Annotated in this window: 15 protein-coding genes, 1 tRNA gene and 1 pseudogene; 10 read left to right on the top strand and 7 right to left on the bottom strand. The window is 70.5% G+C overall.

Features of this window, described 5'->3' with window-relative positions; translation table 11 throughout:
- The first annotated feature begins 62 nt into the window (after nucleotides 1-62).
- From ACFYW8_RS26905 to ACFYW8_RS26895, 3 genes are all read left to right on the top strand, one after another.
- Nucleotides 63-3,086 carry a type I polyketide synthase gene (locus tag ACFYW8_RS26905; protein ID WP_389081220.1) on the top strand — a complete coding sequence of 1,008 codons (3,024 nt, stop codon included), beginning with the start codon at nucleotides 63-65 and terminating at the stop codon, nucleotides 3,084-3,086.
- Nucleotides 3,083-3,871 carry a thioesterase II family protein gene (locus ACFYW8_RS26900; RefSeq protein ID WP_389081217.1) on the top strand — a complete coding sequence of 263 codons (789 nt, stop codon included), beginning with the start codon at nucleotides 3,083-3,085 and terminating at the stop codon, nucleotides 3,869-3,871. The genes ACFYW8_RS26905 and ACFYW8_RS26900 overlap by 4 nt, the downstream gene beginning before the upstream one ends.
- Nucleotides 3,872-4,064: 193 nt before the next feature.
- A complete protein-coding gene (locus tag ACFYW8_RS26895; protein ID WP_389081213.1) occupies nucleotides 4,065-4,940 on the top strand; it encodes an ABC transporter substrate-binding protein in 876 nt (291 codons plus the stop codon).
- Nucleotides 4,941-4,992: 52 nt separating this feature from the next.
- Here the strand turns inward: ACFYW8_RS26895 and ACFYW8_RS26890 are convergent, their stop codons facing one another.
- On the bottom strand, nucleotides 4,993-7,788 hold the full coding sequence (locus ACFYW8_RS26890) for a SpoIIE family protein phosphatase (protein ID WP_389081208.1): 2,796 nt from the start codon (nucleotides 7,786-7,788) through the stop codon (nucleotides 4,993-4,995).
- Between the two features lie 294 nt (nucleotides 7,789-8,082).
- The gene (locus ACFYW8_RS26885; protein ID WP_389081203.1) at nucleotides 8,083-8,877 is read right to left on the bottom strand and encodes an SGNH/GDSL hydrolase family protein; all 795 of its coding nucleotides are present in this window, start codon (nucleotides 8,875-8,877) and stop codon (nucleotides 8,083-8,085) included.
- A 228-nt stretch (nucleotides 8,878-9,105) separates the two neighbouring features.
- Between ACFYW8_RS26885 and ACFYW8_RS26880 the strand changes: the two genes are divergently transcribed.
- Both ACFYW8_RS26880 and ACFYW8_RS26875 read left to right on the top strand, forming a co-directional pair.
- Complete coding sequence (locus ACFYW8_RS26880; RefSeq protein ID WP_389081198.1) at nucleotides 9,106-9,867, top strand: 2'-5' RNA ligase family protein; 762 nt, start codon at nucleotides 9,106-9,108, stop codon at nucleotides 9,865-9,867.
- A 387-nt stretch (nucleotides 9,868-10,254) separates the two neighbouring features.
- Nucleotides 10,255-11,475 (top strand): Ig-like domain-containing protein, encoded by a 1,221-nt coding sequence (locus ACFYW8_RS26875; RefSeq protein ID WP_389081193.1) that lies wholly within the window; start codon nucleotides 10,255-10,257, stop codon nucleotides 11,473-11,475.
- A 298-nt stretch (nucleotides 11,476-11,773) separates the two neighbouring features.
- On the opposite strand, the gene ACFYW8_RS26870 is transcribed toward ACFYW8_RS26875, so the two are convergent.
- Both ACFYW8_RS26870 and ACFYW8_RS26865 read right to left on the bottom strand, forming a co-directional pair.
- Nucleotides 11,774-12,403 carry an SMI1/KNR4 family protein gene (locus tag ACFYW8_RS26870; RefSeq protein ID WP_389081188.1) on the bottom strand — a complete coding sequence of 210 codons (630 nt, stop codon included), beginning with the start codon at nucleotides 12,401-12,403 and terminating at the stop codon, nucleotides 11,774-11,776.
- Nucleotides 12,404-12,675: 272 nt separating this feature from the next.
- A tRNA-Leu gene (locus tag ACFYW8_RS26865) sits at nucleotides 12,676-12,760 on the bottom strand.
- 142 nt (nucleotides 12,761-12,902) lie between these two features.
- Between ACFYW8_RS26865 and ACFYW8_RS26860 the strand changes: the two genes are divergently transcribed.
- The gene (locus tag ACFYW8_RS26860) at nucleotides 12,903-14,234 is read left to right on the top strand and encodes a DUF2254 domain-containing protein (protein WP_389081183.1); all 1,332 of its coding nucleotides are present in this window, start codon (nucleotides 12,903-12,905) and stop codon (nucleotides 14,232-14,234) included.
- Nucleotides 14,235-14,486: 252 nt separating this feature from the next.
- On the opposite strand, the gene ACFYW8_RS26855 is transcribed toward ACFYW8_RS26860, so the two are convergent.
- The 3 genes from ACFYW8_RS26855 to sucC all read right to left on the bottom strand — a co-directional run bounded on the left by ACFYW8_RS26855 (nucleotide 14,487) and on the right by sucC (nucleotide 18,312).
- Entirely contained in the window at nucleotides 14,487-16,085 is a 1,599-nt protein-coding gene (locus ACFYW8_RS26855) for an aldehyde dehydrogenase family protein (protein ID WP_365872488.1), read from the bottom strand.
- A gap of 143 nt (nucleotides 16,086-16,228) precedes the next feature.
- Complete coding sequence (sucD, locus tag ACFYW8_RS26850; protein WP_389081174.1) at nucleotides 16,229-17,170, bottom strand: succinate--CoA ligase subunit alpha; 942 nt, start codon at nucleotides 17,168-17,170, stop codon at nucleotides 16,229-16,231.
- A gap of 11 nt (nucleotides 17,171-17,181) precedes the next feature.
- On the bottom strand, nucleotides 17,182-18,312 hold the full coding sequence (gene sucC / locus ACFYW8_RS26845) for an ADP-forming succinate--CoA ligase subunit beta (protein WP_389081168.1): 1,131 nt from the start codon (nucleotides 18,310-18,312) through the stop codon (nucleotides 17,182-17,184).
- Nucleotides 18,313-18,478: 166 nt separating this feature from the next.
- Here sucC and frc point away from each other — a divergent pair, with 166 nt between their 5' ends.
- The 4 genes and pseudogenes from frc to ACFYW8_RS26825 all read left to right on the top strand — a co-directional run bounded on the left by frc (nucleotide 18,479) and on the right by ACFYW8_RS26825 (nucleotide 22,874).
- A complete protein-coding gene (gene frc, locus ACFYW8_RS26840) occupies nucleotides 18,479-19,711 on the top strand; it encodes a formyl-CoA transferase (protein ID WP_389081165.1) in 1,233 nt (410 codons plus the stop codon).
- Nucleotides 19,712-19,754: 43 nt separating this feature from the next.
- Nucleotides 19,755-19,956: pseudogene (locus ACFYW8_RS26835) on the top strand (hypothetical protein); the annotation flags it as partial.
- A gap of 123 nt (nucleotides 19,957-20,079) precedes the next feature.
- Entirely contained in the window at nucleotides 20,080-21,468 is a 1,389-nt protein-coding gene (locus tag ACFYW8_RS26830; RefSeq protein WP_389081160.1) for an OFA family MFS transporter, read from the top strand.
- Nucleotides 21,468-22,874 carry an OFA family MFS transporter gene (locus ACFYW8_RS26825; protein ID WP_389081155.1) on the top strand — a complete coding sequence of 469 codons (1,407 nt, stop codon included), beginning with the start codon at nucleotides 21,468-21,470 and terminating at the stop codon, nucleotides 22,872-22,874. The genes ACFYW8_RS26830 and ACFYW8_RS26825 overlap by 1 nt, the downstream gene beginning before the upstream one ends.
- The last annotated feature ends 113 nt before the right edge of the window (nucleotides 22,875-22,987 follow it).

Genomic DNA, 22,987 nt, shown 5'->3' with positions numbered 1-22,987 from the left:
CCCCCTCGGCCCCGCCCCTGGTCGCCGATCCACCCCCGACCGTACTTTCTGGAGGACACCCGATGACACCCGACGAACCGAACGCGCAGGAAGACCTGGTCGCGGTGGTCGCCATGGCCGGCCGGTTCCCCGGCGCCCAGGACCTGGAGAGCTTCTGGGAGAACCTGCTGGCGGGCCGGGAGACGGTCCGCGTCCTGACCGACCGGTCGGACCCGGATCATCCCGAGTACGTACCGGCCTACGGTGTGCTGGACGGTGCCGGTGACTTCGACCCGGCCTTCTTCGGCCTGTCCCCCAACGACGCGCTCATCACCGACCCGCAGCAGCGCCTGCTGCTGGAGTGCGCGTACGAGGCGATGGAACGCGCCGGACACGGCTCCGACGACCGCCCGGTGACCGGAGTGTTCGTGGGCGCTTCGGGCAACGGGTACGCCGAGACGGTACGGGCCCGCATCGACGAGCTGCCGTTCGTCGACGAGTGGCGGTTGCGGCAGGCCACCGCTCCCGACTTCCTCAGCACCCGGATCGCCTACCACCTGAACCTGACGGGCCCCGCGCTGACCGTCCAGACCGCCTGCTCCACCTCGCTCGTCGCGGTGCACGTGGCGGTGCAGGCCCTGCTGAACGGTGAGTGCGACATGGCACTGGCGGGCGGCGCCAGTGTGCTGCCGCACCTTCCCCGGATGCGCTACACGCCCGGCGGCATCGTCGCAGCGGACGGGCACTGCCGTACCTTCGACGCCGACAGCTCCGGAACCGTCGGCGCCAGCGCGGTGGGCCTGGTGGTGCTGCGCCCGCTGCTGGACGCCCTGGAGGACGGCGACCATGTGCATGCCGTCATCCGCGGCTCGGCGGTGAACAACGACGGCCGCCAGAAGATCGGCTTCACCGCCCCCAGTGTCACCGGGCAGGCCGAAGTGGTGCGGGCCGCGCATCTGGTGGCCGGTGTCGACGCCGGCGACATCGGGTACGTGGAGGCGCACGGCACCGCCACCGCGCTCGGGGATCCCATCGAGGTGGCGGCGCTGACCAAGGCGTTCCGGGAGAGCACCGACCGGCGTGGCTACTGCCGGATCGGTTCGGTGAAGAGCAACATCGGCCACGCCGACTCGGCGGCCGGCGTCGTCGGCCTGATCAAGACCGTTCTGGCGGTGGAGCACGGCGTCATCCCCGCCAGCCTGCACTTCCAACGGCCCAATCCCGCCATCGCCTTCGCGTCCTCGCCCTTCGTGGTCAACGCGCAGACAGCGCCGTGGGAGGCCTCCGGCCCGCGCATCGCCGGGGTCAGCGCGCTGGGGGTGGGCGGCACGAACGCTCACGTCGTAGTGGAACAGGCCCCGGACCGCCAAGCCCCGCGGACCGCCGCCGGTCCCCAGCTGCTGGTGGTCTCCGGCCGCACCGCGCGGGCCGCGGACGAGGCGGCCATCCGGCTCGGTGACCATCTCGACGCCCGGCCGGACACCCGGCTGGCCGACGCCGCGTGGACGCTGCGGAGCGGGCGTACCCACCACGCGCACCGCAGGTTCGTGGTGGCCCGCGACGGAGCGGGGGCAGCGGCGGCGCTGCGCGCGGCCACCGGCACCGCGGGGTCCCCGGCGGACTCCGGCACCGAACTGGTCCTGCTTTTCGCCGGACAGGGCGGGCAGCACGTCGGGATGGCGGCCGAACTGTACGAGGGTGAACCGGAGTTCCGCCGGTATCTGGACGAGGTCGCGGAGGCCGCCGCCGCGCCGCTCGGGATGGACCTGCGTGAGGTGCTCTGCCCGGACACCGACGCCGAACGGGCCACCGCCGCCGAGCGGTTGGGCACCATCGCGGTCTCCCAGCCGGCTGTCTTCGCGGTCCAGTACGCCACCGCGAGACTGATGGAGTCGTGGGGGCTGCGGCCGAGCGCGGTCACCGGGCACAGTCTGGGCGCCTACGCCGCGGCCTGCGTGGCCGGGGTCTTCGCCCCCGGGGACGCCGCGCGGCTGGTCGTCGAACGGGGCCGGCTGCTCGGCACGGTACCGGCCGGCGCCATGGCCGCGGTTCGTCTGCCGGAGGAGGAACTGCTTCCGCTGCTGCCGCCGGAGGTGACCGTCGGCGCGGTCAACGGGCCGGGGCAGTGCACCGTCACCGGACCGGCCGGCGCCGTCGCCCGGTTCGCCGAGGAACTCACCGGCCGCGGGTTCGAGGCCAGGCTGCTGCGCATCGCCACCGCGGGCCACTCTCCCCTCGTCGAGCCCATCATCGACGAGTTCGCCGACTTCGTCGGCCGGCTGCACCGGGAGCGGCCCGTGCTGCCCGTGCTGTCGGACACCACCGGCGACTGGGCCTCCCCCGACCAGGTGCGGTCGGTGGACTACTGGGTCCGCCACCTGCGCCGTCCGGTGCGGTTCGGCGAGGTGCTCAGCGCGCTGTTCGGCACGCCCGACCGGATCCTGGTGGACGTGGGGCCGGGGCGGACCCTTTCGACGCTGGCCCGCCAGCACCCCGGCTACGACGCGAAGCAGTCGGTCGTCCACCTCACCCCGCATCCCGCCGAGGAGGCGTCCGGGGCGGCCACCCTGCTGTCCGGGGTGGGCGCGCTGTGGGCCCGGGGCGCGGCGGTGGATTTCGACGCCCTGCACGGGGGGCGGCCGCGGCGCCGGGTCGTGCTGCCCACCTATCCGTTCGAGCGCCGCACCTACCTGGTGCCGCCGGTGCTCCCGGCCACGCCCCGGCCCGCGGCCGCCGGAGGGGACACCCTCCTGGCGGACACCGTCCCGGGGTACCCCCCGGTGGAACCTCCGGAGGCCGCAGGGACCGGGCGCACCGCCGGAACCGGGCCGGCCGCCGGGCAGGAGCGGTCGGCGGTCCTGGCAGCGGTACTCACGTCCTTCGGACAGGCCCTGGGGTTCGACGACGTCGAGCCCGCCGACAGTCTCTTCGACCTGGGTGGGGACTCCCTCACCGCCACCAAGCTCGCCTCATGGGCCGCGTCCGCCTTCTCGGTGAACGTCACGACCGCCGACATCCTGCGCTGCCAGTCCGCCGCGGCCCTCGCCGCATGGCTGGAAGAGCGTGGGGCAGCCACCTCGACCTCCGGGAAAGCCCTCACCTCATGACCGCCTCCGGTCCTTCCTCCACACCGACCGCCCCGGCCGACGGGCCCGCCGCGGCCCCCGGCCGGCCCGGTCCCTGGCTGGTGGGCAGGCCGCTGCCGGTGGCTCCCGGCCGAAACCTGTACTGCTTCCCGCACTCGGGCGGGTCGGCGGGCGAATACGTCCGCTGGGGGCGCGATCTGCCGGGCACCCAGGTGTACGGCATCGGGCTGCCGGGCCGGGCGGGCCGCGCCGCCGAACCGGCCCTGACCCGTCTGGACGACCTGGTGAACGCGCTGCTCGACGCCACCTCGTTCGCCGCGCCCTACGTGCTGTTCGGGCACAGCCTCGGCGCGCTGGTGGCCTACGAGGTCACCCGTGAGCTGGCCGCCCGCGGCCGGCCGCTGCCCGAACGGCTCGTCGTCTCCGCCTTCGCCGCCCCGCACCTGCCCCGCGACGCGCCCCGGCTGCACGAGCGGCCGGACGCGGAACTGGCTGCCGCGCTCATCGACCGGTACGGCGGGATTCCGCGGCAGGTGGCACGGGATCCCGAGCTGATGGCCCTGTTCCTTCCGGCGTTCCGGGCGGACCTGACCCTGCTGGAGAACTACGTCCACCGCCCCGGGGCTCCGGTGCCCGTGCCCATCGAGGTCTTCGGCGGGGACACCGACGTCGTCACCGCCGACCAGCTCCGGCTGTGGAGCCGGCACAGCAGTGTCTCCACCCGGCTGCGCCTCTTCCGCGGCGGCCATTTCTACTTCCGGGACGACTCCGAACCTCTCCTGTCCGCCCTCGACGCTCTCCTCTGACCACCGCGCGCCGACCGACCGGCCGCCCGTCACGGGAGAGGGTCCCGGCCCCCGGGACCAGAACGCAGGAACCCCGGATGAAGACGGGCGGCCCGACCCGCGCCCCGGAGTCCTCACACGTGGCTCGGGCAGTCGTATGGCTCGGGGTGATTTATGGTGACTCAAGGAGTATGCCCCTACCGGAGGTGCAATGATGCGCGCCGCGGCAGCGATCGTCTCTCTGGCTGTCAGCGTGGCGCTCATCGTCGCGACATCGGCTTGTGACCAGGGCGGCTCAACGGCGCCGAAGGCGCACTACGGCGAGTGCCCGGTCTCGGGACACCACGGGGAGTTTCACCTGTCACCCTTGACGGCGGGCGCGCTCACCGTCAAAACGACCCTGCCCGCGCCCGGCTGGTGGAACGGCGACACGCCGGACTCCATCAAGAGCGGCTACGAGTACTGCATGGCCGCCAACATCGCCTACCGGTCCGGACTCGACCGGGTGAAGGTCGAGAACGCCCCCTTTCCGGAGGTCGTGTCCGGCCGGACGAAGGACTTCGACCTGGCCCTGGCACAGATCACGATCACCCCGGAACGGAGCAAGGTCGCCGAGTTCTCCCCGCCCTATCTCTCCTCGACCCTGGGAGTGCTGATCAGGGACGGTGAGAAGATCAACGAGGACAACATCCGTGACGTCCGCATCGGAGTGGCCGAGGGCACCACGGGCGAGGAGTTCGTCAAGAACCGCCTCAAGCCGACCAAGCCCGTCACCGCCTTCCCCAACGACCCGGCGATGGTCACGGCGCTGGAGAAGGGACAGATCGACGCGGTCGTCCACGACACGACGATCCTGCTGGCGTATCCCCAGAAGCGGGAGGGCAGGGTGCGCCTCGTGGGCCAGTACAGGACCGACCAGGGTTACGGCGCCCTGTACCCGGAGGGGTCGGCCAACAGGGACCAGCTGGACCGGGTCATCAGGCAGCTGATCGACGACGGAACGCTCACCAAACTGTCGGCTGTCTACCTCGGGGCCGCTTTCGGCCAGGACCCGGCCAAGATCCCCTACTTCACGGTCGGCGGTTCCTGAACGCTCCGGGCGTGCGCGCGCCCCGGGGCGGCGGTCCGGTCTCCGTCCCGCTTCACAGGTCCGCCATCCACAGACCGCTCAGATCCCCGACGGCTCCGGCGTCGAGCGCCTGCTCAGCCCAGATGATCTTCCCTCGGTCGGTGTACCGGGTCCCCCAGCGGCTGGACATCTGCGCGACGAGGAACAGACCACGGCCCCCCTCGTCCGTGAAGGCCGCGCGGCGCAGGTGCGGGGAGGTGCTGGTGCCGTCGGCGACCTCGCAGATCAGGCTGTCGCGGTCGCGCAGCAGCCGCAGACTGATGGGGCTCCCTCCGTACCGGATGGCGTTCGTCACCAGTTCGCTGAGGATCAGCTCGGTCGTGAAGGCGGCCTCGCCGAGGCCCCAGGATTCCAGCCTGCGGGTGCCCTCGGCGCGGATCCGGGGGACGGCCGCGGGGTCGGCGGGCACGTCCCACTCCGCGACCTGCTCCGGGTCGAGCAGCCGGGTGCGTGCGACGAGCAGGGCGACATCGTCACTCGCCTTGGTGCGCAGCATCGCGTCGAGCACCGCCCGGCAGGTGTCGTCCGGGGTGGCGCCGTCCGTACCGGCGAGCGCCTCCTTCAGCATGCCGAGCCCGACGTCGATGTCACGGCCGCGGGCCTCGACCAGGCCGTCGGTGTAGAGGACCAGCCGGCTGTCGGCCGCCAGCCGGAGTACGGCCGTCTCGACCGGCAGGCCTCCTCCCACGCCGAGCGGCGGGGCGACGGGGATGTCGGGGAAGGTCACGGAGCCGTCGGGCGAGACCAGCGCCGGACCCGGATGACCGGCCCGGGCGAGAACACACCGCCCGGAGACCGGATCGTAGACCGCGTACAGGCAGGTGGCACCGGTGACGGCCTCGGTGTTGCCCTCGGCCGCCGCGTCCTGGTCGATCCGGGTGATCAGGTCGTCCAGGTGCGCGAGAAGCTCGTCCGGAGGCAGGTCCAGGGCGGCGAAGTTGTGCACCGCGGTCCTCAGCCGGCCCATCGTCGCGGCGGCGTGCAGACCGTGTCCGACGACGTCGCCGACCACCAGGGCCACCCGGGCCCCCGGCAGCGGGATGACGTCGTACCAGTCGCCGCCCACCCCCGCCTGGGCGGGCAGGTACCGGTGCCCGACCTCCAGGGCGGACAGCTCGGGGAGTACGCCGGGCAGCAGGCTGCGCTGGAGGGTGACGGCCGTGGTGTGCTCGCGGGTGTATCGGCGCGCGTTGTCGATGCACACGGCCGCCCGTGCGGCGAGTTCCTCGGCGGGGGACAGGTCGTCCGGCTCGAAAGGGTCCTGCTCCGAACGCCAGAACTCCACGACTCCCAGCAACTGGCCCCGGGCCCGGAGCGGAACCGAGATCATGGAGTGGATACCGGATTCGATGACCTTCTGCGCCCGCTCCGGGTCCTGTGCCCGCCATCCGTCGGCGTCGGCGAGCCGCGCCACCAGGATCGGCCGGCCGGTGGATATGCCGATGGCCACGGGGTTGCCTGGCACATAGCGCTTGAGCGTCCCGACAGGGTGGAGGGGCGCGTCCTCCCGGATGCCGGCGGCTGCGATACGGCGCATTTCCATACTCGCCCCCGTCGGTTCACCGCCTTGCAGCACGGGCTCCAGCAGCTCGACGGTGGCGAAGTCGGCGAAGCGTGGGACCGCCACCTCGGTCAGCTCCTCGGCGGTGCGCCTCATGTCGAGGGTGGTACCGATCCGCGTACTGGCCTCGTAGAGGAGTCGCAGGCGTCCGCCCGCCACGTCCGCCCGGCCCGCGAGGGCGCGCAGCTCCGTGGTGTCCCGCAGGGTGGCCACACTGCCCCCCTTCGGGCCCACCGGCCGCACGTTGACCGCGAGCAGGACGTCCCCGGCAAGGAAGACCTTGTCCGTGGCCGGCCGGCCCGATCCCAGCAGTCCGGCCAGGGCCGGGCTCAGCCCGAGTCCGGTGACCGGCCTGCCCTCCACCTCCGGCGGCAGTGCGAGCAGCCGGCGCGCCTCGTCGTTGACCAGCAGCAGCCGTCCGTCACCGTCCAGGATGATCACGCCTTCACGGACCGCGTGGAGCACCGCGTCGTTGTGCTCGTACATGCGGGTCATCTCCACCGGCCCCAGGCCCCGGGTCTGGCGCCGCAAACGCCCGCTGACCAGTGCCGACCCGCCCGCGGCCAGCAGCAGCGCGACGCCACCCGCGGCGAAGAGCACCGGCAGCTGGTTCTTCACCACACTGGTCACCTTGTCCACCGTGACGCCCACGGTGACCAGGCCGACCGCGGTCCCCTTCTCGTCGAAGACGGCCACCGTCGAGTCGACCGCCTTCCCCAGACTGCTGTCGAACGTGGTCTGGTGGGGTTCGCCCTGGAGTGCCTGGCCGTAGGAGGTGGAGACGTGCTTCCCGATCTGGTCCGGGTCCGGGTGGGTCCACCGGAAGCCGTACGGGCTCAGCGCCACGACGTAGTCGACACCGGTCTTCTTGCGCACCGCCTCGGCATGCGGCTGGAGCGCCGCTGTCGGGTCATCGCTCTTCATCGCGTCCGCGGTGCCCGGGGCGTTCGCGAACGACTCGGCCGCCACCAGTGACCGGTCGGCGGCTTCATGGATCGCGCGGTTTCGGTCCTGGATCACGAGCACCACCACGGCCGTGGCGATGAGCAGCAGGACGACCACCAGTTGAAGCAGGAAGACCTGACCGGCGACGCTGCGCGGCTTCCGCAACGACAGCAAACGTCGGCCGGCCGAATGGTGACCGGCCTTCGGGCCGGCTTCCGGCGGCCCGCCTTCCGGGAGACCGCCCTTCGGTGGCACGCGGCCGCCCCGTCGGCTCGCTGGGACGTATCGCCCAAGTTTGCCCATTTTCCCAGTATCAGTGACGGGCCCGGCGGGCGCGGCTCAGGATGGGAGGATCCCGGGTCCCCGGGCGCCGTCGCCACCGTCCCGGCCCGAGGGCGATCCCGGGTTCCCTGGCGCCGTCGTCACCGTCCCGGCCCGACGACCGCACGATCTCGATCGCGCCCCGCCTGGACTCGTCCGAGTACCGATTCGGGCTTCTTGCGGAGGTCGGCCGCCGAAACGGCCGAGCGGGTCCGGCCCGCCGTTCGACGACGGAGGTCCGGCGGGGCGAGCCAGGCCGACTCGCCCCGGGGGAGGTCAGCTGTTGGCGTTGAGGACGGGGTAGTAGCCACTGGCGTGGCCGGTGGCGGTGGGGTGGTACGACTCCCAGCTCGGCGAGACCACCAGGGAGTGCAGCCAGCCGTTGCTGGAGCACAGCTCATGGCCGCCGAACGCGGTGCGGACGTCCCCGAAGACGAAACCGTGGGCGGCGGCACGGCCGGCGATGACACCGTCGATGACGTCCGAAGCCTCGTCGATCTTGCTGTGCTTGGTGGTGCTGAGGCCGACGCAGAAGACGTTGAGCGTATACATGTGCGGGTAGCCCAGGACGACCACCTTGGCGTTGGGCGCCTTCGCGCGGATGGCGTCGTAGGTGGCGTCCAGGCGGGCGGGGAGGGTGTTCCGGGCGTAGCTCTCGGCCGTGTTCACCCGGTTGACACAGTCGGTGTCCGAGCCGGTCACGCAGGTGGTCATGACGTCCGAGAAGCCGGCGTCGTTGCCGCCGATGGTGAGAGAGACGAGGCCGGTGGAGGAGTTCAGCGGGGCGAGCTGACCGCTCGTCACGTCCGTGGTGATCGCGCCGGAGCAGGAAGTGTCGGCGAACGAGGACGGTGCGTGGGCGTTTTTCCACAGGTAGGGGTAGGCACTGAGGCTGCGGTGGCAGTCTCCGCTCGAACTGTCGTAGTTCCCTGCGCCGTTGCCGGCCGAGTACGAGTCCCCCAGCGCGACATAGGCCGGTCCGGCGGCATCCGCCGGACCGGTCAGCACCAGGCCGAACATCATCGCGAGACCGAAGACGACAAGGGTGGATCGCAATTTGACGCGTCTCACAGGACCTCCCTGAGCGGGAAAAGCTGGCCCTCATTTGGTACAGCGGGCAACCACTTAACGGAAGTGTTCATGTCAAAACTGCTTCCGTATTCAACATCACGTTTAACGTCACGGAAACACGCACGGGCACCGGACCAAGGGATCAGGACCGAGGGACAGGACCGAAGGACAGGACCAACGGCACCCTTGAGGAGGAGGAGAAGGAGTGACAGCGGGAGAGGACGCGTGATGCGAACCAACGACGAGATCGGCCACCCGGGCCGCCGGGACCCGCGGGACCGGGCAGCGGGGGTGGACCACATCGGCGCATCGCACGCCGACCGGACGCGGAACCCGCGAGCGGATCCGGACTTCGGCCGGGGAGAACGCGTCGGCGCCCTCGGGCCGCCCCCGACGGCGCGCACAGCGGTGGCCTGGATCCCGCCCGCCGAGCTGTGGCCGCCGATCCAGGACATCCGCCGGGATCACGATCCGCAGATCCACCGCTGGCCGCCGCACGTCAATGTGCTCTTCCCCTTCGTGCCCGAGTCCGACTTCGAGCGGGCCGCCCCGCTGCTCGCCGCGGCGACGGCCGAGGCGCCGGTCTTCGCCGCCCTGCTGGACGGGGTGCGGACCTTCCGGCACAGGTCGTACGCCACCGTGTGGCTCGATCCGGCGGCAGCCGGCAAGGCACCGTGGGAGGACCTGCACCACGTGCTGCAGCAGCGGTTTCCGCTCTGCCGTGGGCGGTCCAAGAACTTCACTCCGCATCTGTCCCTGGGCCGGACCCGGGATCCGCGGCGCGTCAGCGCCGACTGCGCCACCCGGCTCGACGCCATGACCGCGACGGTCTGGGAACTCGTCCTGGTCTCACGCAGGGGTCACGGGCCGATGCAGCCGCGCGCCACGATCGCCCTGCGCACGGGCGAGGTCCGCCGGCTCCCCGCACCCGGCCTCGAAGCACCCGGCCCGGAGGACACGGCATGGCTCTCCGGGATCTCCGACAGGTGAGGCCACGGCCGGGTGCGGCGAAAGGGAAGTGATCGCCACCAGCCGGCCCGAAGCCTGCGCCACGACCTCGGTTCCAGTCCGCTCCGACGTCGAGGCGGCCGGGCAGCGGACCGGGCGCGGGTCAGCGGCCGGGCAGCGGACCGGGCGCCGGTCACACCGGGCCCCTCGCCTCCGTATCGCCGTACGGCCCGCACCGATCGGCGAGAGCGAATCGATCACGCGCCATCCGGCCGTCGGGCGGAGCCCCGGCGACCGACGCGCAACGCGTGAAACCCACCACAATCCACCCACTAAAACGGACTAATGAGCAAAAATGCTTCTTTGGAGCTGATTACCCCTCCGGCAATCAGCCGAGGGATTCAACGACCAGCGGCATGGGAGAAGCGTTTGATCACCGCACGCAAGCGACGCACCGGGCTGATGGCTACGGCCGGCGCACTCGCACTCACGGCGCTGGGCGGCACCAGCTACGCCGCCACCAACGACACCGGGGCTCACCCGGAAACGCAGGCACAGGCGAATCAGGCGGACACCCAGGACACTTCCGACGCCCGAATAAGGATCACGCCCGGCCAAGCCCACGGCCTCGGGATCAACGACCCCGTGAACGTCACCGTCAGCGACGGCAGGCTCACCAAGGTGACCATGACCGCCGTCGCGACCGGCACCGAGGTTCCGGGCACCCTGTCCGCGGACGGCACGTCCTGGAAGTCGATCGGCCCACTGAAGCAGGCCACCCGATATCAGGTCGCCGCGGAGGCCGAGGACGCGAAGGGCCGCTCCGCCACCGAGAACGCCGCGATCTCCACGGTCTCCCCGGCCAACGACTTCCTCGGGCACCTCTCCCCCGAGAACGGCTCGACCGTCGGTGTGGGCATGCCGGTGACCTTCGACTTCGGCAAGGCGATCGGCGACAAGGCCGCCGTGGAGTCGAAGATCCAGGTCGGCTCCAGCAGCGGCGAGCAGATCGTCGGTCACTGGCTCAACAGCAACCGCCTGGACTTCCGCCCCGAGCACTACTGGAAGCCCGGCTCCACCGTCACCGTCAAGATGAGCCTCGACGGCGTCCAGAAGACGGTCACGTTCAAGATCGGCCGGAGCCAGATCAGCACCGTCGACGCGAAGACGAAGCAGATGTCCGTCGTACGGGACGGCAAGACGATCAAGACCATCCCGATCTCGTCCGGCAGCGCGGAGCACCCGACGTACAACGGTCGGATGGTCATCTCCGAGAAGTACCGTCAGATCCACATGAACGGTGCGACCGTCGGCCTCACGGAGAAGGACGGCAAGCCCTCGTACGACATCAAGGCCGTACCGCACGCCATGCGCCTGACCGCCTCGGGCACGTTCATCCACGGCAACTACTGGGGCGCCGACTCGGTCTTCGGCAAGGTCAACACCAGCCACGGCTGCGTGGGCCTGAAGGACGTCAGGAACGCCGGCGACGGCAAGCAGCCCGCCGCGTGGTTCTTCGACAACTCGATGATCGGTGACGTCGTGATCGTCAAGAACTCCGGGGACAAGTCCATGGTGGCCCCGGACAACGGTCTCAGCGACTGGAACATGCCGTGGAGCCAGTGGGTCTCGGGCAGCGCATCCAACTGACGCCACGCCACTCACCCAGGTGAGCCTGGATCCCTGCCGTCAGGCGGCGGCCGACACACCGCCGCCCGCCGCCTGACGGCGCGTGAGGGGAGGACGGGAAGTCAGTACCGGGACACAGCCCTTGACGACACGCCTGCCCGGCGCCGGCCGGTCCGCCGAGCCCGCCTCTCAAGAGCCCGTCGTCCGGGGCGAGGACGAGTCGGCCCGGCACACCGCTTGACGGGAAAGAGATCACCGGCAGTCGGACCGCGAGCGACCCACCGTGCAGGTGAACAGGCACGTACGCGGCCGGAGCTCGTCACATCTCCCGCGCAGGGCGGAATTCATGCGCGGGCAGCGGAAACCGGTCCCACAGAATCTCCGACCGGATCTCACCGGTGAGCACTGCGGTGAGGAACTGGGTCGCGGTCATGTCGTAGCGCTCCCAGTCCTCTCCCGACTCGCTGTTGATCAAGGTAGGACGAGAGTCGGGGTTGTCGGCCGGCCGGACGAGCCAGTACAGGTACTCGCCGTTGTCCGTGGTCGCCCAGCAGATCAGGCGGTTGCCCCCGGATTCCATTTCCGCCGGCCTGTCCTCGAACTGCCACAGGGAATCGTTCGCTTCTTCGCGTTCGGCACTGATCTTGACCAGGTCGTAGACGTCATTGGGACAGCCTGGCTCCAGCAGGAGCAGGTACTCGTCCAGGAGTCCGCCGCCGTAGGCTTCGACGAGCTCCCGGTAGTCCGTGGGGAGCGCCGTGCGCAGCTCGGCTTCGACGACCTCCCAGTCCCAGGAGCGCTCCAGCGCCGCGGGCCCGCGCAGGAGCTCGGCGAGCTGACTCAGTTCCGGACTCATTCGGCTTTCCCCTTTCGCCGTATGGTGATCCAGCGCGCGCAACCCGGACACCGCCTTGTGCAGCGACGCGGCTTCTTTCTTCATGTCCGACATGCAGCCCCTCCCCCGTACTTCACTCTGTGCACATGCCAACCTCAGGACCCTATGAAGAGACGGCCGGGTGCGAGGCATGGAGGACGTCAAGCGTGAGCAAAGACGGCCACCGCGCAGTAGCGCGTGGAAGGAGAGCCCGCTCCCCGAAGCTCTCGGGATCACGATCGGTCACGAATACGCAGATGAGGGCCGCGACCATCTGGTCGCGGCCCTCATCTGCGTATCGCTACAGCGAGCGCTAGAGACGATCTCGTGAACGTCCCAAGAGTGAGTGTCCGAGGGGGGACTTGAACCCCCACGCCCGATAAAGGGCACTAGCACCTCAAGCTAGCGCGTCTGCCATTCCGCCACCCGGACAAGGTGTCTGCCGCCTGGCCGAGGGTGTTCCCCGCGGCGACATGGACAACAATACCAAGGTTTCGGAGTGCGTTTCACCTGCATATCCGGGCCCTCGGAGCGGGTCCGCAGGACAAGGTAGGGGTGCGCCTACAGTCGCACCATGGGTGACTGGATGACTACCGGGGGTTTGCGGGAGGGGCGGCGGCCGAGGGCGTTGTCGCCGTTGCGGGAGCATCTGCGGGACACGTTCTGGTTCGCGCCCACCGCGGCCATGGTGCTGGTCTTCGTGGTGTGGGCCGTGGCGAACGCGCTCGACACCGCGATCGTCGATTCACTTCAGAAGGCACGCGACTACGACACCCTCGACGATCTGCTGCGTCTGGCCGACGACGCGAAGACCGTGGTGACCGTGGTCAGCTCGGCGATGATGACCTTCATCGGTGTGGTCTTCAGCATCTCGCTGGTCGCCGTCCAGATGGCGAGCGGGCAGTTCAGTCCCCGCGTGGTGCGGCTCTTCGTGCGGAGCCGGATCACCAAGGCCACGTTCGCCGTCTTCCTCGCGACCTTTCTGCTGTCGCTCCTCGTGCTGACCTCGTACGAGGGGCAGGCCGAAGCGCGGCAGGTGACCTCGGTCCCGCTGGTCCAGTCGGTTCTGACACTCCTGATGCTGGGGCTCAGCCTCCTGCTCTTCGTGCTGTACGTGAACCAGACCCTGCGTCTCATGCGCATCAGCCACGTCATCGACCGCATCACCCGCGAGGCGTTCAAGGTCATCACGCGGATGCCGGTGGCCCGCTCGTCCGGCGAGGAGAACGCTCTCGGGCCCGAGACCGCCCGGGTCGCCCACCACGGGCGGGCCGGCGTCCTGCGCGACGTGAACATCGCCCGGCTGGTGAAGGCGGCCCGGCGGCAGGATGTCGTCCTGCGGCTGATCCCGCGGATGGGGGATTTCGTCGTACCGGGTACGCCGTTGCTCGCGGTGCACCGAGGTTCCGCTCCGGCAGGGCGGTCGCTGAGCTACACCGTTTCCGTCGGGGTGGAGCGCACCTTCCACCAGGACTTCGCGTTCGGGCTGCGCCAGTTGTCCGACATCGGGCTGCGGGCTCTGTCGGCCGCGGTGAACGATCCGACCACGGCCGTGCAGGCGATCGACCGCATCGTGCAGTTCCTGGCCGCCGTCGCCGGCCGGCCCCTCGACGCGGCGCTCCATCGCGACCGGCGCGGCGACGTGCGGCTCGTGCAGCCCGTGCCGGGCTGGACGGAGCTGGTCGATCTCGGGTTCGCCGAGATCCGGGGGTGCGCGGTGGGCAGTCCGCAGGTCACCCGGCGCATCATCGCCGGGCTCGACGATCTGGCCGTGATCGCTCCGGCGGAACGCCGTGAGCCGCTGCTCCGGCACCGCGCGCTGCTCGTCGAGGCCGTGGAGCGATCGGGCCTGGAGGCGTCGGACCTTGCCTTCGCGCTGCGGCCCGACCGGCAGGGCATCGGATAGCCGGTCCGGTACGCCGGGACGCCCACCCCCGCAGGGCGCCGCACACCGGGGCACCCCGGTACGGCCCGGCACAGCACGGCACGCCGGGCCGTGCCGGTCGGGCGCGGCGCACCGGAGCACCTCGGCAGGGCGCGCGCCGTCACCGGCCCGGTCGGGCGGCGCCCGCCACGGACGCCGCCCGCCCTCACCCCACCAAACGCGCCTGACCCGCGAATCCCGCGGCGCTCACGGCGCTCACGGCGCTCACGGCGCTCACGGCATCAAGTGGTAGTCCGGGAAGTTCCCCGGCAACCGCTCCCCCGCCGGACCCTGGGTCACCGCGCGTACCAGCAGTTCTCCGCCCACGAACGCGCCGCGCCACGACGCTCCGAAGCCGCCGAAGAGTTCGTCGCGGTCGCCCCGGGAGCGGGGCTTTCCGTGGCCGACCTTGAACGCGCGGATCTGCGGGGCCAGTCGGGTGTACGTCGACTCGTCGTCCGTGGACAGCGTGGCGACCAGTGCGCCGTTCGAGGCGTTCATCGCGGCGAGCAGTTCGGCCTCGGTGTCGACCAGGACGATGGTGTCGACCGGGCCGAAGGGTTCCGCGTGGTGCAGCGGTGAGGAGGGCGGCGGGTTGAGGAGGGTGACGGGCTGGACGTACGCCGACGTGTCCTGACCGGGCAGGAAGCGGGTGTCGGACAGCCTGCCGCGGTGCAGCGGGACGGCGCCCCGGTCGATGGCCTCGGCGACCTGGTCGTGCAGTTCCTTCGCCTTGGCCGCGTTGATGACCGGGCCGAAGTCCAGCGAGGGGTAGGGGTCGTCGGGGTGCTCGACGGCGAGAGGGTGGCCGGTCCGCAGGGTGCGGACGGCGGGCAGGTACGCGCTGAGGAAGTCGTCGAACAGGGCGCGCTGGACGACGAAGCGCGGGTAGGCCGTGCAGCGCTGCTTTCCGTAGTCGAAGAGCTTGGGGACGACCGCCGTCAGCGCGTCCCAGTCCGTGTGGTTCCAGATGCCCCAGGTGTTGAGTCCCTCCTGTTCGAGGACATGGCGCTTGCCGAGGTCGGCGACGGCGGTCGCCACCGCGGCGCCGGTGTCCCGGCCGCCGACGAAGGAGACACAGCCGATCTCGGGCGCGCGCACGAGCGCCTCCGACAGTTCGCCCCCGCTGCCGCTGACCAGGGTGGCGGGGATGCCTTCGCGCACGGCGAGCGCGCAGGCCAGGGTGAGACAGGCGACGCCGCCGTCGGTCGGCGTCTTGGCGATGACGGCGTTGCCCGCCAGGGCCTGGACCAGCATCGCGTGGACGAGCACGCTCATCGGGTAGTTCCAGCTGGCGATGTTGGAGACGGGTCCGTCGAGCGGGGCCCGGCCGTGGAGCATGGGCTCGACGCCGTCGACGTACCAGCGCACCCCGTCGATCGCCCGGTCCACGTCGGCCTGGGCCAGCCGCCAGGGCTTGCCGATCTCCCAGACCAGCAGGAGGGCGAGCAGTTCGCGGTGTTCGGTGAGGGCGTCGAGGGTCGCCGCCACTCGGGCCCGGCGTTCCGCGAGGGGCACATGACGCCAGGCCCGGTGCTGGTCGAGCGAGGCACGGACGGCCTGCCGGGCGGTGGCGCCGTCGAGCCGTGGCGGCCCCGCGATGGGGCCGCCGTCCACGGGGCTGGTGGCGGGCAGGGCCCGGCCGTCCGCCTGCCAGCCCGAGTTCCAGAGGTTGAGGACCCGGTCGTCGCGGAACGCCTCGGGGGCTACGGCGAGGCACCGCCGCCAGGCGTCGGTCCAGGACGTCCCGGCCTTGAGGACGAGCGGGGCGGGATCGAGAGGGGTGGGATCGAGGGGATCGCGTTCGCGGGGATTCGTGTCGAGGGTGGTCATGGATGTCTCCGCTCTCGGTGCACAGTCGGGGGCGGGGGGCCCGGCTTCTGCCGAGCGGCAGGTCTTACGGGCCCGCGCGAACAGTCGTCGCGTAGGTAAGGGGACGGTAGTGAGGCCGCAGGACTTCCGGCAGTCACCTCACGTCAACTATGAGTGACATCACTGCGGCTCGCCCGCTCCTCCAGCCGTGCGAGGACCAGCCGTGCCGTCCCGGTCGGGGTGTCGCCCACGTCCGCTCCGGCCGCCTCCAGGGCCTTCTTCTTCGCCTGGGCGGTGCCCGAGGAGCCGGAGACGATGGCGCCGGCGTGTCCCATGGTGCGGCCCTCGGGGGCGGTGAATCCGGCGATGTAGCCGACGACCGGCTTGGTGATGTGATCACGGATGTAGGTGGCGGCCCGTTCCTCGGCGTCGCCGCCGATCTCCCCGATGAGAACGATCAGCTCGGTGCCGGGGTCGTCCTGGAAGGCCGCCAGACAGTCGATGTGAGAGGTGCCGACGACGGGGTCTCCGCCGATGCCGACACAGGTCGAGAAGCCGATGTCCCTCAGTTCGTGCATGAGCTGGTAGGTGAGGGTGCCGGACTTGGAGACCAGGCCGACGCGTCCCGGCTTGGTGATGTCGGCGGGGATGATGCCCGCGTTGGACTGTCCGGGGGTGATGAGGCCCGAACAGTTGGGGCCGATGACGCGGGTGCCCCGGGTGGCGGCATGCGCGCAGAAGGCGACGGAGTCGTGGACGGGGATGCCCTCGGTGATGACGACGGCGAGAGCGATCCCGGCGTCGGCGGCCTCCAGCACGGCCGCGCGGGCGAAGGCGGGCGGCACGAACACGACGCTGACGTCCGCGCCGGTCGCCTCGATCCCCTCGCGCACCGACCCGAAGACGGGGACGCTCCGGGATGCGCTTCCCGGGCCCTCGGGGTGCCGGGGCACGTCGAACTCGACGGTCCGGCCCGCCTTGCGCGGGTTGACGCCGCCGACGACGTTCGTGCCGGCCACGAGCATGCGCCGGGTGTGTCTCATGCCCTCGGCGCCGGTCATGCCCTGGACGAGGACCTTGGACTCCTTGGTGAGAAAGATGGCCATGTCCCGCTCCTTCAGGTGGCGTTGGCCAGTCGGACGGCGAGGCGGGCGGCCTCGTCCATGGTCGCGGCCTGCCGCACCAGCGGGTGCGCCCGGTCGCCGAGGACGGCGCGGCCCCGCGCGGCGTTGTTGCCGTCGAGCCGGACGACCAGCGGTTTCCTCGGCCGGACGGTGTCCAGGGCCCGCACGATCCCGTCGGCGACCGTGTCGCAGGCGGTGATCCCGCCGAACACGTTGACGAGGACGGACCTGACGCCGGGATCGGAGAGAACGACGGAGAGGCCGTCGGACATGACCCGGGCGGACGCGCCGCCGCCGATGTCGAGGAAGTTGGCGGGGCGGGCGCCGCAGCCGGCGACCACGTCGAGGGTCGCCATGACGAGTCCCGCGCCGTTGCCGATGACGCCGACCTCGCCGTCCAGCTTCACGTAGTCGATGCCCCTGGCCGCGGCCGCCGCCTCCAGCGGGTGGGTGTGCGGGTCCTCCTGCTCACCCCAACGCGCCTGACGGAAGCGGGCGTTGCCGTCGAGGGTCACCTTGCCGTCGAGGGCGACGATCCGACCCCCGGTGGTGCGGACGAGAGGGTTCACCTCTACGAGGAGGGCGTCCTCGCGCGTCAGCACCTGCCAGAGCCGTATCAGGATGTCCGCCGTCCGCGGTGGCAGCCCGGCAGCCCGTACGATCTCTGCCGCCTTCGCCGGGGTGACGCCCTCCGCCGGGTCCACGGGGATGCGGGCCACCGCATCCGGCCTGGCCGCGGCCACCTCCTCGATCTCCGTGCCGCCCTCGGCGCAGGCGATCGCGAGGAAGCGTCCGGCGGCGCGGTCGAGCACGTAGGAGACGTAGAACTCGCTCTCGATGTCGACGGGTCGGGCCAGCATCACCGAGCGGACCGGATGGCCCCCGATCTCCATGCCGAGGATCCGACGTGCTGTCCGCTCGGCCGCCGCGGGGTCCTCGGCGAGCCGCACACCGCCCGCCCTGCCGCGCCCGCCGGTCCTGACCTGGGCCTTGACGACGACCCGGCCGCCGAGCCTGCGGGCGATCACGTGCGCCTCCCGGGCCGAGTCCGTGACCTCTGCGCGTGGCACCGGGATGCCGTGCTCCTCGAAGAGTTGTCGCGCCTGGTGCTCGTACAGATCCACGATTCGGCTCCTGTCCTGAAAGTGGTGCACGACCCCTGGACATCACCCACCGGATGCGGGATAACACTCTTCATACAGTATTCGTCGACTGTATGCAATGTACCGAACCTGGCCCACCGCCGGCCGTACCGGGGCGGCTCAAGGCAACGGACAAGTGAGGTGACCTGTGACGACCAAGGCTCTCGAAGGCATCCGCGTGCTGGACATGACGCACGTTCAGTCCGGTCCGTCGGCGACCCAGTTGATGGCATGGCTCGGCGCCGACGTGGTCAAACTGGAGGCGCCGTCCGGTGACATCACCCGCGCCCAGTTGCGGGACATCCCGGACGCCGACTCGCTCTACTTCACCATGCTCAACAGCAACAAGCGCAGCATCACCCTCAACACCAAGACGGAGCGCGGCAAGCAGCTCCTGACCGAGCTGATCCGCCGCTCCGATGTCATGGTGGAGAACTTCGGGCCCGGCGCGATCGACCGCATGGGCTTCACCTGGGACCGGATCCGCGAGATCAACCCGCGGATCGTCTACGCCTCCATCAAGGGCTTCGGCGACGGTCCGTACACCGACTTCAAGGCGTACGAGGTGGTCGCGCAGGCCATGGGCGGGTCCATGGCCACCACCGGGTTCGAGGACGGGCCGCCGATGGCCACCGGCGCCCAGATCGGCGACTCCGGCACCGGCGTCCACGCGGTCGCCGCCATCCTCGCCGCGCTCCTGCAGCGCACCCGCACCGGACGCGGTCAGCGTGTCGACGTCGCCATGCAGCACGCCGTCCTCAACCTCTGCCGGGTGAAGCTGCGCGACCAGCAGCGCCTCGCGCACGGGCCGCTCGCGGAATACCCCAACGAGGACTTCGGCGACGAGGTCCCGCGCTCCGGCAACGCCTCCGGCGGCGGCCAGCCCGGCTCGGCCGTCAAGTGCGCGCCCGGCGGCCCGAACGACTACGTGTACGTCATCGTCCAGCCCACCGGCTGGAAACCGATCACGCGGCTGATCGGCCGCCCCGAACTCGCCGACGACGCCGAGTGGGCCACCCCGCAGGCCCGGCTGCCCAGGCTCGCCAAGATGTTCCAGCTCATCGAGGAATGGACCAGCAGCCTGCCCAAATGGGAGGTGCTGGAGAGACTCAACGCCCAGAGCATCCCGTGCGGACCGATCCTGTCCACCAAGGAGATCATCGAGGACGCGTCGCTGGCCGCCAACGGCATGGTGGTCGAGGTCGAGCACCCCGAGCGCGGCTCGTACGTCACCGTCGGCAGTCCGCTCAAACTCTCCGACTCCCCCGTCGACATCACCGCCTCCCCGCTGCTCGGTGAGCACAACGAGGAGATCTACATCGGCGAACTCGGCCTCGGCGACGAGGAACTGAGGCTGCTGAAGTCGGGCGGGGTGATCTGAGGTGGCGGGTCGGGACCGGGTGGCGAGGGTGCGGACGCTCCTCGACGGCGAGGCCGCGGAGGGCTGCCGGCACCCGTACGAGCGGGTGGTCGTGGCCTCCCCGTACACGACCGAGATCGCTCGTCCTCTTCAGCCCGCCGGGACGGCTCGCCGTCGCCGCGGGCGGTGCGTGGCTGCCGGTGGCCGTCCTCGGCGCGAAGTACCGATGGGCGCACGCGGCAGGGGTGTTGGGGGGTCGTTCATGACATGAGTGTGCGCGGGGGCGGCCGACGGTGCGCGTCGGCCGCCCCCGGGACCCGTGAGCGCACGAAAGGCATTTGGCAGGGGGCGCTGACCAGATCTTTCGACGCAAGGGGTGCTCGATCGACATGACAACCACCGACTACTCGACTCCCGTCCCCTATCGAGAGGTGAGGGACCGCAACGGACGCGTGTACCGCGTCGGCGAGACCGACCTCGACATCATGGGCCGCAGACGCGCGTGGATGGTCTTCCTGCCCTGGGCGGGCATGCTGGGCATCAGCTCCGCCGAATACGCGTTCACGTCCGCGGAGGACACACTCCACGAGGCACATCTGTGGAGCAGCGGACACATCTTCTGGCTGATGGGCGTCTGGATCTTCTTCCAGGCGGCGGTGGCCTTCCCCGCCGGGCGACTGCGCGAGAGCGGCAGGCTCCCCGCCCGGACGGCGATGCTGCTGGGCGCGCTCGGCACCCTGCTCGGCTATGTGTCCCTGGCGTTCGCGCCCCATGTGGCGGTCGCCTATCTCGGCTTCGGCATGTGCAGCGGCATCGGCGCGGGTCTCGTCTACGCGACCTGCGTGAACATGGTCGGCAAGTGGTACCCGGAGCGCAAGGGCGGCAAGACGGGCTTCGTCAACGGCGGTTTCGCCTACGGGTCCGTGCCCTTCGTCTTCCTGTTCACCTCGTACATGGATCTGGGCAACTACCGGGGCGTCCTGGTGGGCGTCGGCCTGCTCTGCTGCGCGCTGGTCGCGGTGGCCGGGTGGTTCTTCGAGGACCCGCCGAAGGGCTGGTGGCCGGCGGACGTGGACCCGCTGAAGGTGCCGGACGACCCGAAGATCCGGCGGGCGCTGGAGAAGAACCCGCCGGCGGTGAAGCAGTACACCCCGAGGGAGGCCGCGCGTACCCCTGTTCTGTGGATGATGTGGTTCTGTCTGCTGTGCACGGCCGGGATCAACATCTTCGGCATCGCCTTCCAGGTGCCGTTCGGCAAGGACATGGGCTTCGCGGGCGGGATCGTGGCCACGGCGATGTCCCTGAAGGCGATCGTCAACGGCACCGGGCGCGGGGTCATCGGCTGGATATCCGACCGGTTCGGACGGCGCCACACGCTGATCATCGTGTGTCTGGTGCTGGGCTCCGCCCAGTTCGGTGTCCTGGTCTCCGGCCAGATGGGCAGCATGCCGTTCTTCCTGTTCTGCTCCATGGTCTCCGGCTTCGGCGGCGGCGCGATCTTCCCGCTGTTCGCGGCCATGACGGCGGACTACTTCGGTGAGAACAACAACGCCTCCAACTACGGGATGGTCTACAGCTCGAAGCTGATCTCGGGTCTGGTCGGCTCAGGCATGGGCGCGGTGGTCGTCGGCGCGTGGGACTACCACGGCGCCTTCGTGCTCGCCGGGTCGATCGGTCTGGCGTCCGCCGTACTGGCCCTGTTCCTCAAGGCACCGGGCCGGCCGCGGACCCGGTCCATCGTTCCCAATCCGCACCCGCTCGGCGAGGAGATGGCCTGATGACGACGGAACCCATCGCGGAGAAGGACGCGCCGGACGGCCCCGGCACCCCGGCGCGCGCGTACCGGGAGGTCACGGACGCCCGGGGCCGTGTGTACCGGGTCGGCGAGAGCGACCGGGACATCCTCGGCCACTCACGCAAGTTCATGGTGTACCTGCCCTGGGCCGCCATGATGGCCATCAGCGTCTTCGAGTACGCGTACGGCTCGGCCGAGGACACCCTGTCCCACGCCCACGGCTGGACGCAGAGCAACACCTTCTGGATCCTGAGCATCTGGGTCTTCTTCCAGGCGGGCATAGCCTTCCCCGCCGGCTGGCTTCGGGAGAAGGGCATCCTGACGGCCCGCAAGGCCATGTACACGGGCTCGGTCATGTGCGCGGCCGGCTTCCTCGCACTCTCGCACCTGAGCAATGTCCTGCTGGCGATCCTGGGCTTCGGGGTCATCGGCGGCATCGGGTCCGGTCTGGTGTACGCGACCTGCATCAACATGGTCGGGAAGTGGTTCCCCGAACGCCGTGGCGCGCGGACGGGATTCGTCAACGGCGGATTCGCGTACGGCTCCCTGCCGTTCATCTTCATCTTCAACTACGCCTTCGACACGGCCAATTACCACCGCGTGCTGGACCTCATCGGCTGCTACGTGATGATCGTGGTGCTGTCCGCCGCGTTCTTCTTCAAGGACCCGCCGAAGAACTGGTGGCCCGCGGACATCGACCCGCTGACGTACGGCGGTTCGGCGAAGGGGGCGGCGAGTCTCTCCAAGAACCCTCCCGCCGTGAAGCAGTTCACCCCCAAGGAGGCCATCAGGACCGGCATGCTCCCGCTGATGTGGATCGCGCTCGTGATGACCGCGGGAGTGTCGATCTTCGGGATCTCGTTCCAGGTCGACTACGCCAAGGAGGTCGGCTTCGGCCCGCTGGTGGCGGCGTCGTCCATGGGGGTCATGGCGGTCATCAACGGCGTCGGCCGGGGCGTGGTGGGCTGGTTGTCCGACACCTACGGCCGCAAGCGGACCCTGGTGTTCGTCATCGTGGTCCTCGGACTCGCGCAGTTCGGTGTCATCTGGGCCGGTGACATCCACAGCGAGGCGCTCTTCCTGTTCTTCGCCTTCCTCTCCGGGTTCGGCGGCGGGGCCTTCTACCCGATGTTCGCGGCCCTGACCCCGGACTACTTCGGCGAGAACTTCAACGCCACCAACTACGGGCTGGTGTACAGCGGAAAGCTGATCAGCGGCCTGTTCGGCGGCGGGCTCGGCTCGATGGTCGTCGCCGCCTGGGGATACGACGGCGCCTACGCGCTGGCCGGCGGCGTCTCCATGGCGGCGGCCGCGATCGCCCTGCTGCTGCGGCAGCCGGGGCGCAGCACGGCGGACACCTCGGCACCCCGGCCACAACCGGTGGGCTGAGTACGGTCCTTCCGCACGAGGGTGGCCCCCTCCGCGACCTGGCGGAGAGGGCCACCCTCGGGTGCGGCCGGCGCCGGGCCCTGCCGGCGTCCTCGCCCTACGCGCGAAGCGCC

The sequence above is a fragment of the Streptomyces sp. NPDC002742 genome (assembly GCF_042888885.1).
GTDB lineage: Bacteria > Actinomycetota > Actinomycetes > Streptomycetales > Streptomycetaceae > Streptomyces.
This window is presented reverse-complemented; position numbering and strand designations above follow the sequence as displayed.

Coding starts and splice junctions, on each gene's coding strand:
- ACFYW8_RS26830 (WP_389081160.1), top strand. CDS start 20,080: ATGACAACCACCGACTACTCGACTCCCGTCCCCTATCGAGAGGTGAGG.
- ACFYW8_RS26890 (WP_389081208.1), bottom strand. CDS start 7,788: ATGGGCAAACTTGGGCGATACGTCCCAGCGAGCCGACGGGGCGGCCGC.
- ACFYW8_RS26860 (WP_389081183.1), top strand. CDS start 12,903: ATGGGTGACTGGATGACTACCGGGGGTTTGCGGGAGGGGCGGCGGCCG.
- ACFYW8_RS26900 (WP_389081217.1), top strand. CDS start 3,083: ATGACCGCCTCCGGTCCTTCCTCCACACCGACCGCCCCGGCCGACGGG.
- ACFYW8_RS26870 (WP_389081188.1), bottom strand. CDS start 12,403: ATGTCGGACATGAAGAAAGAAGCCGCGTCGCTGCACAAGGCGGTGTCC.
- ACFYW8_RS26880 (WP_389081198.1), top strand. CDS start 9,106: ATGCGAACCAACGACGAGATCGGCCACCCGGGCCGCCGGGACCCGCGG.
- sucD (WP_389081174.1), bottom strand. CDS start 17,170: ATGGCCATCTTTCTCACCAAGGAGTCCAAGGTCCTCGTCCAGGGCATG.
- ACFYW8_RS26905 (WP_389081220.1), top strand. CDS start 63: ATGACACCCGACGAACCGAACGCGCAGGAAGACCTGGTCGCGGTGGTC.
- ACFYW8_RS26895 (WP_389081213.1), top strand. CDS start 4,065: ATGCGCGCCGCGGCAGCGATCGTCTCTCTGGCTGTCAGCGTGGCGCTC.
- ACFYW8_RS26855 (WP_365872488.1), bottom strand. CDS start 16,085: ATGACCACCCTCGACACGAATCCCCGCGAACGCGATCCCCTCGATCCC.
- ACFYW8_RS26825 (WP_389081155.1), top strand. CDS start 21,468: ATGACGACGGAACCCATCGCGGAGAAGGACGCGCCGGACGGCCCCGGC.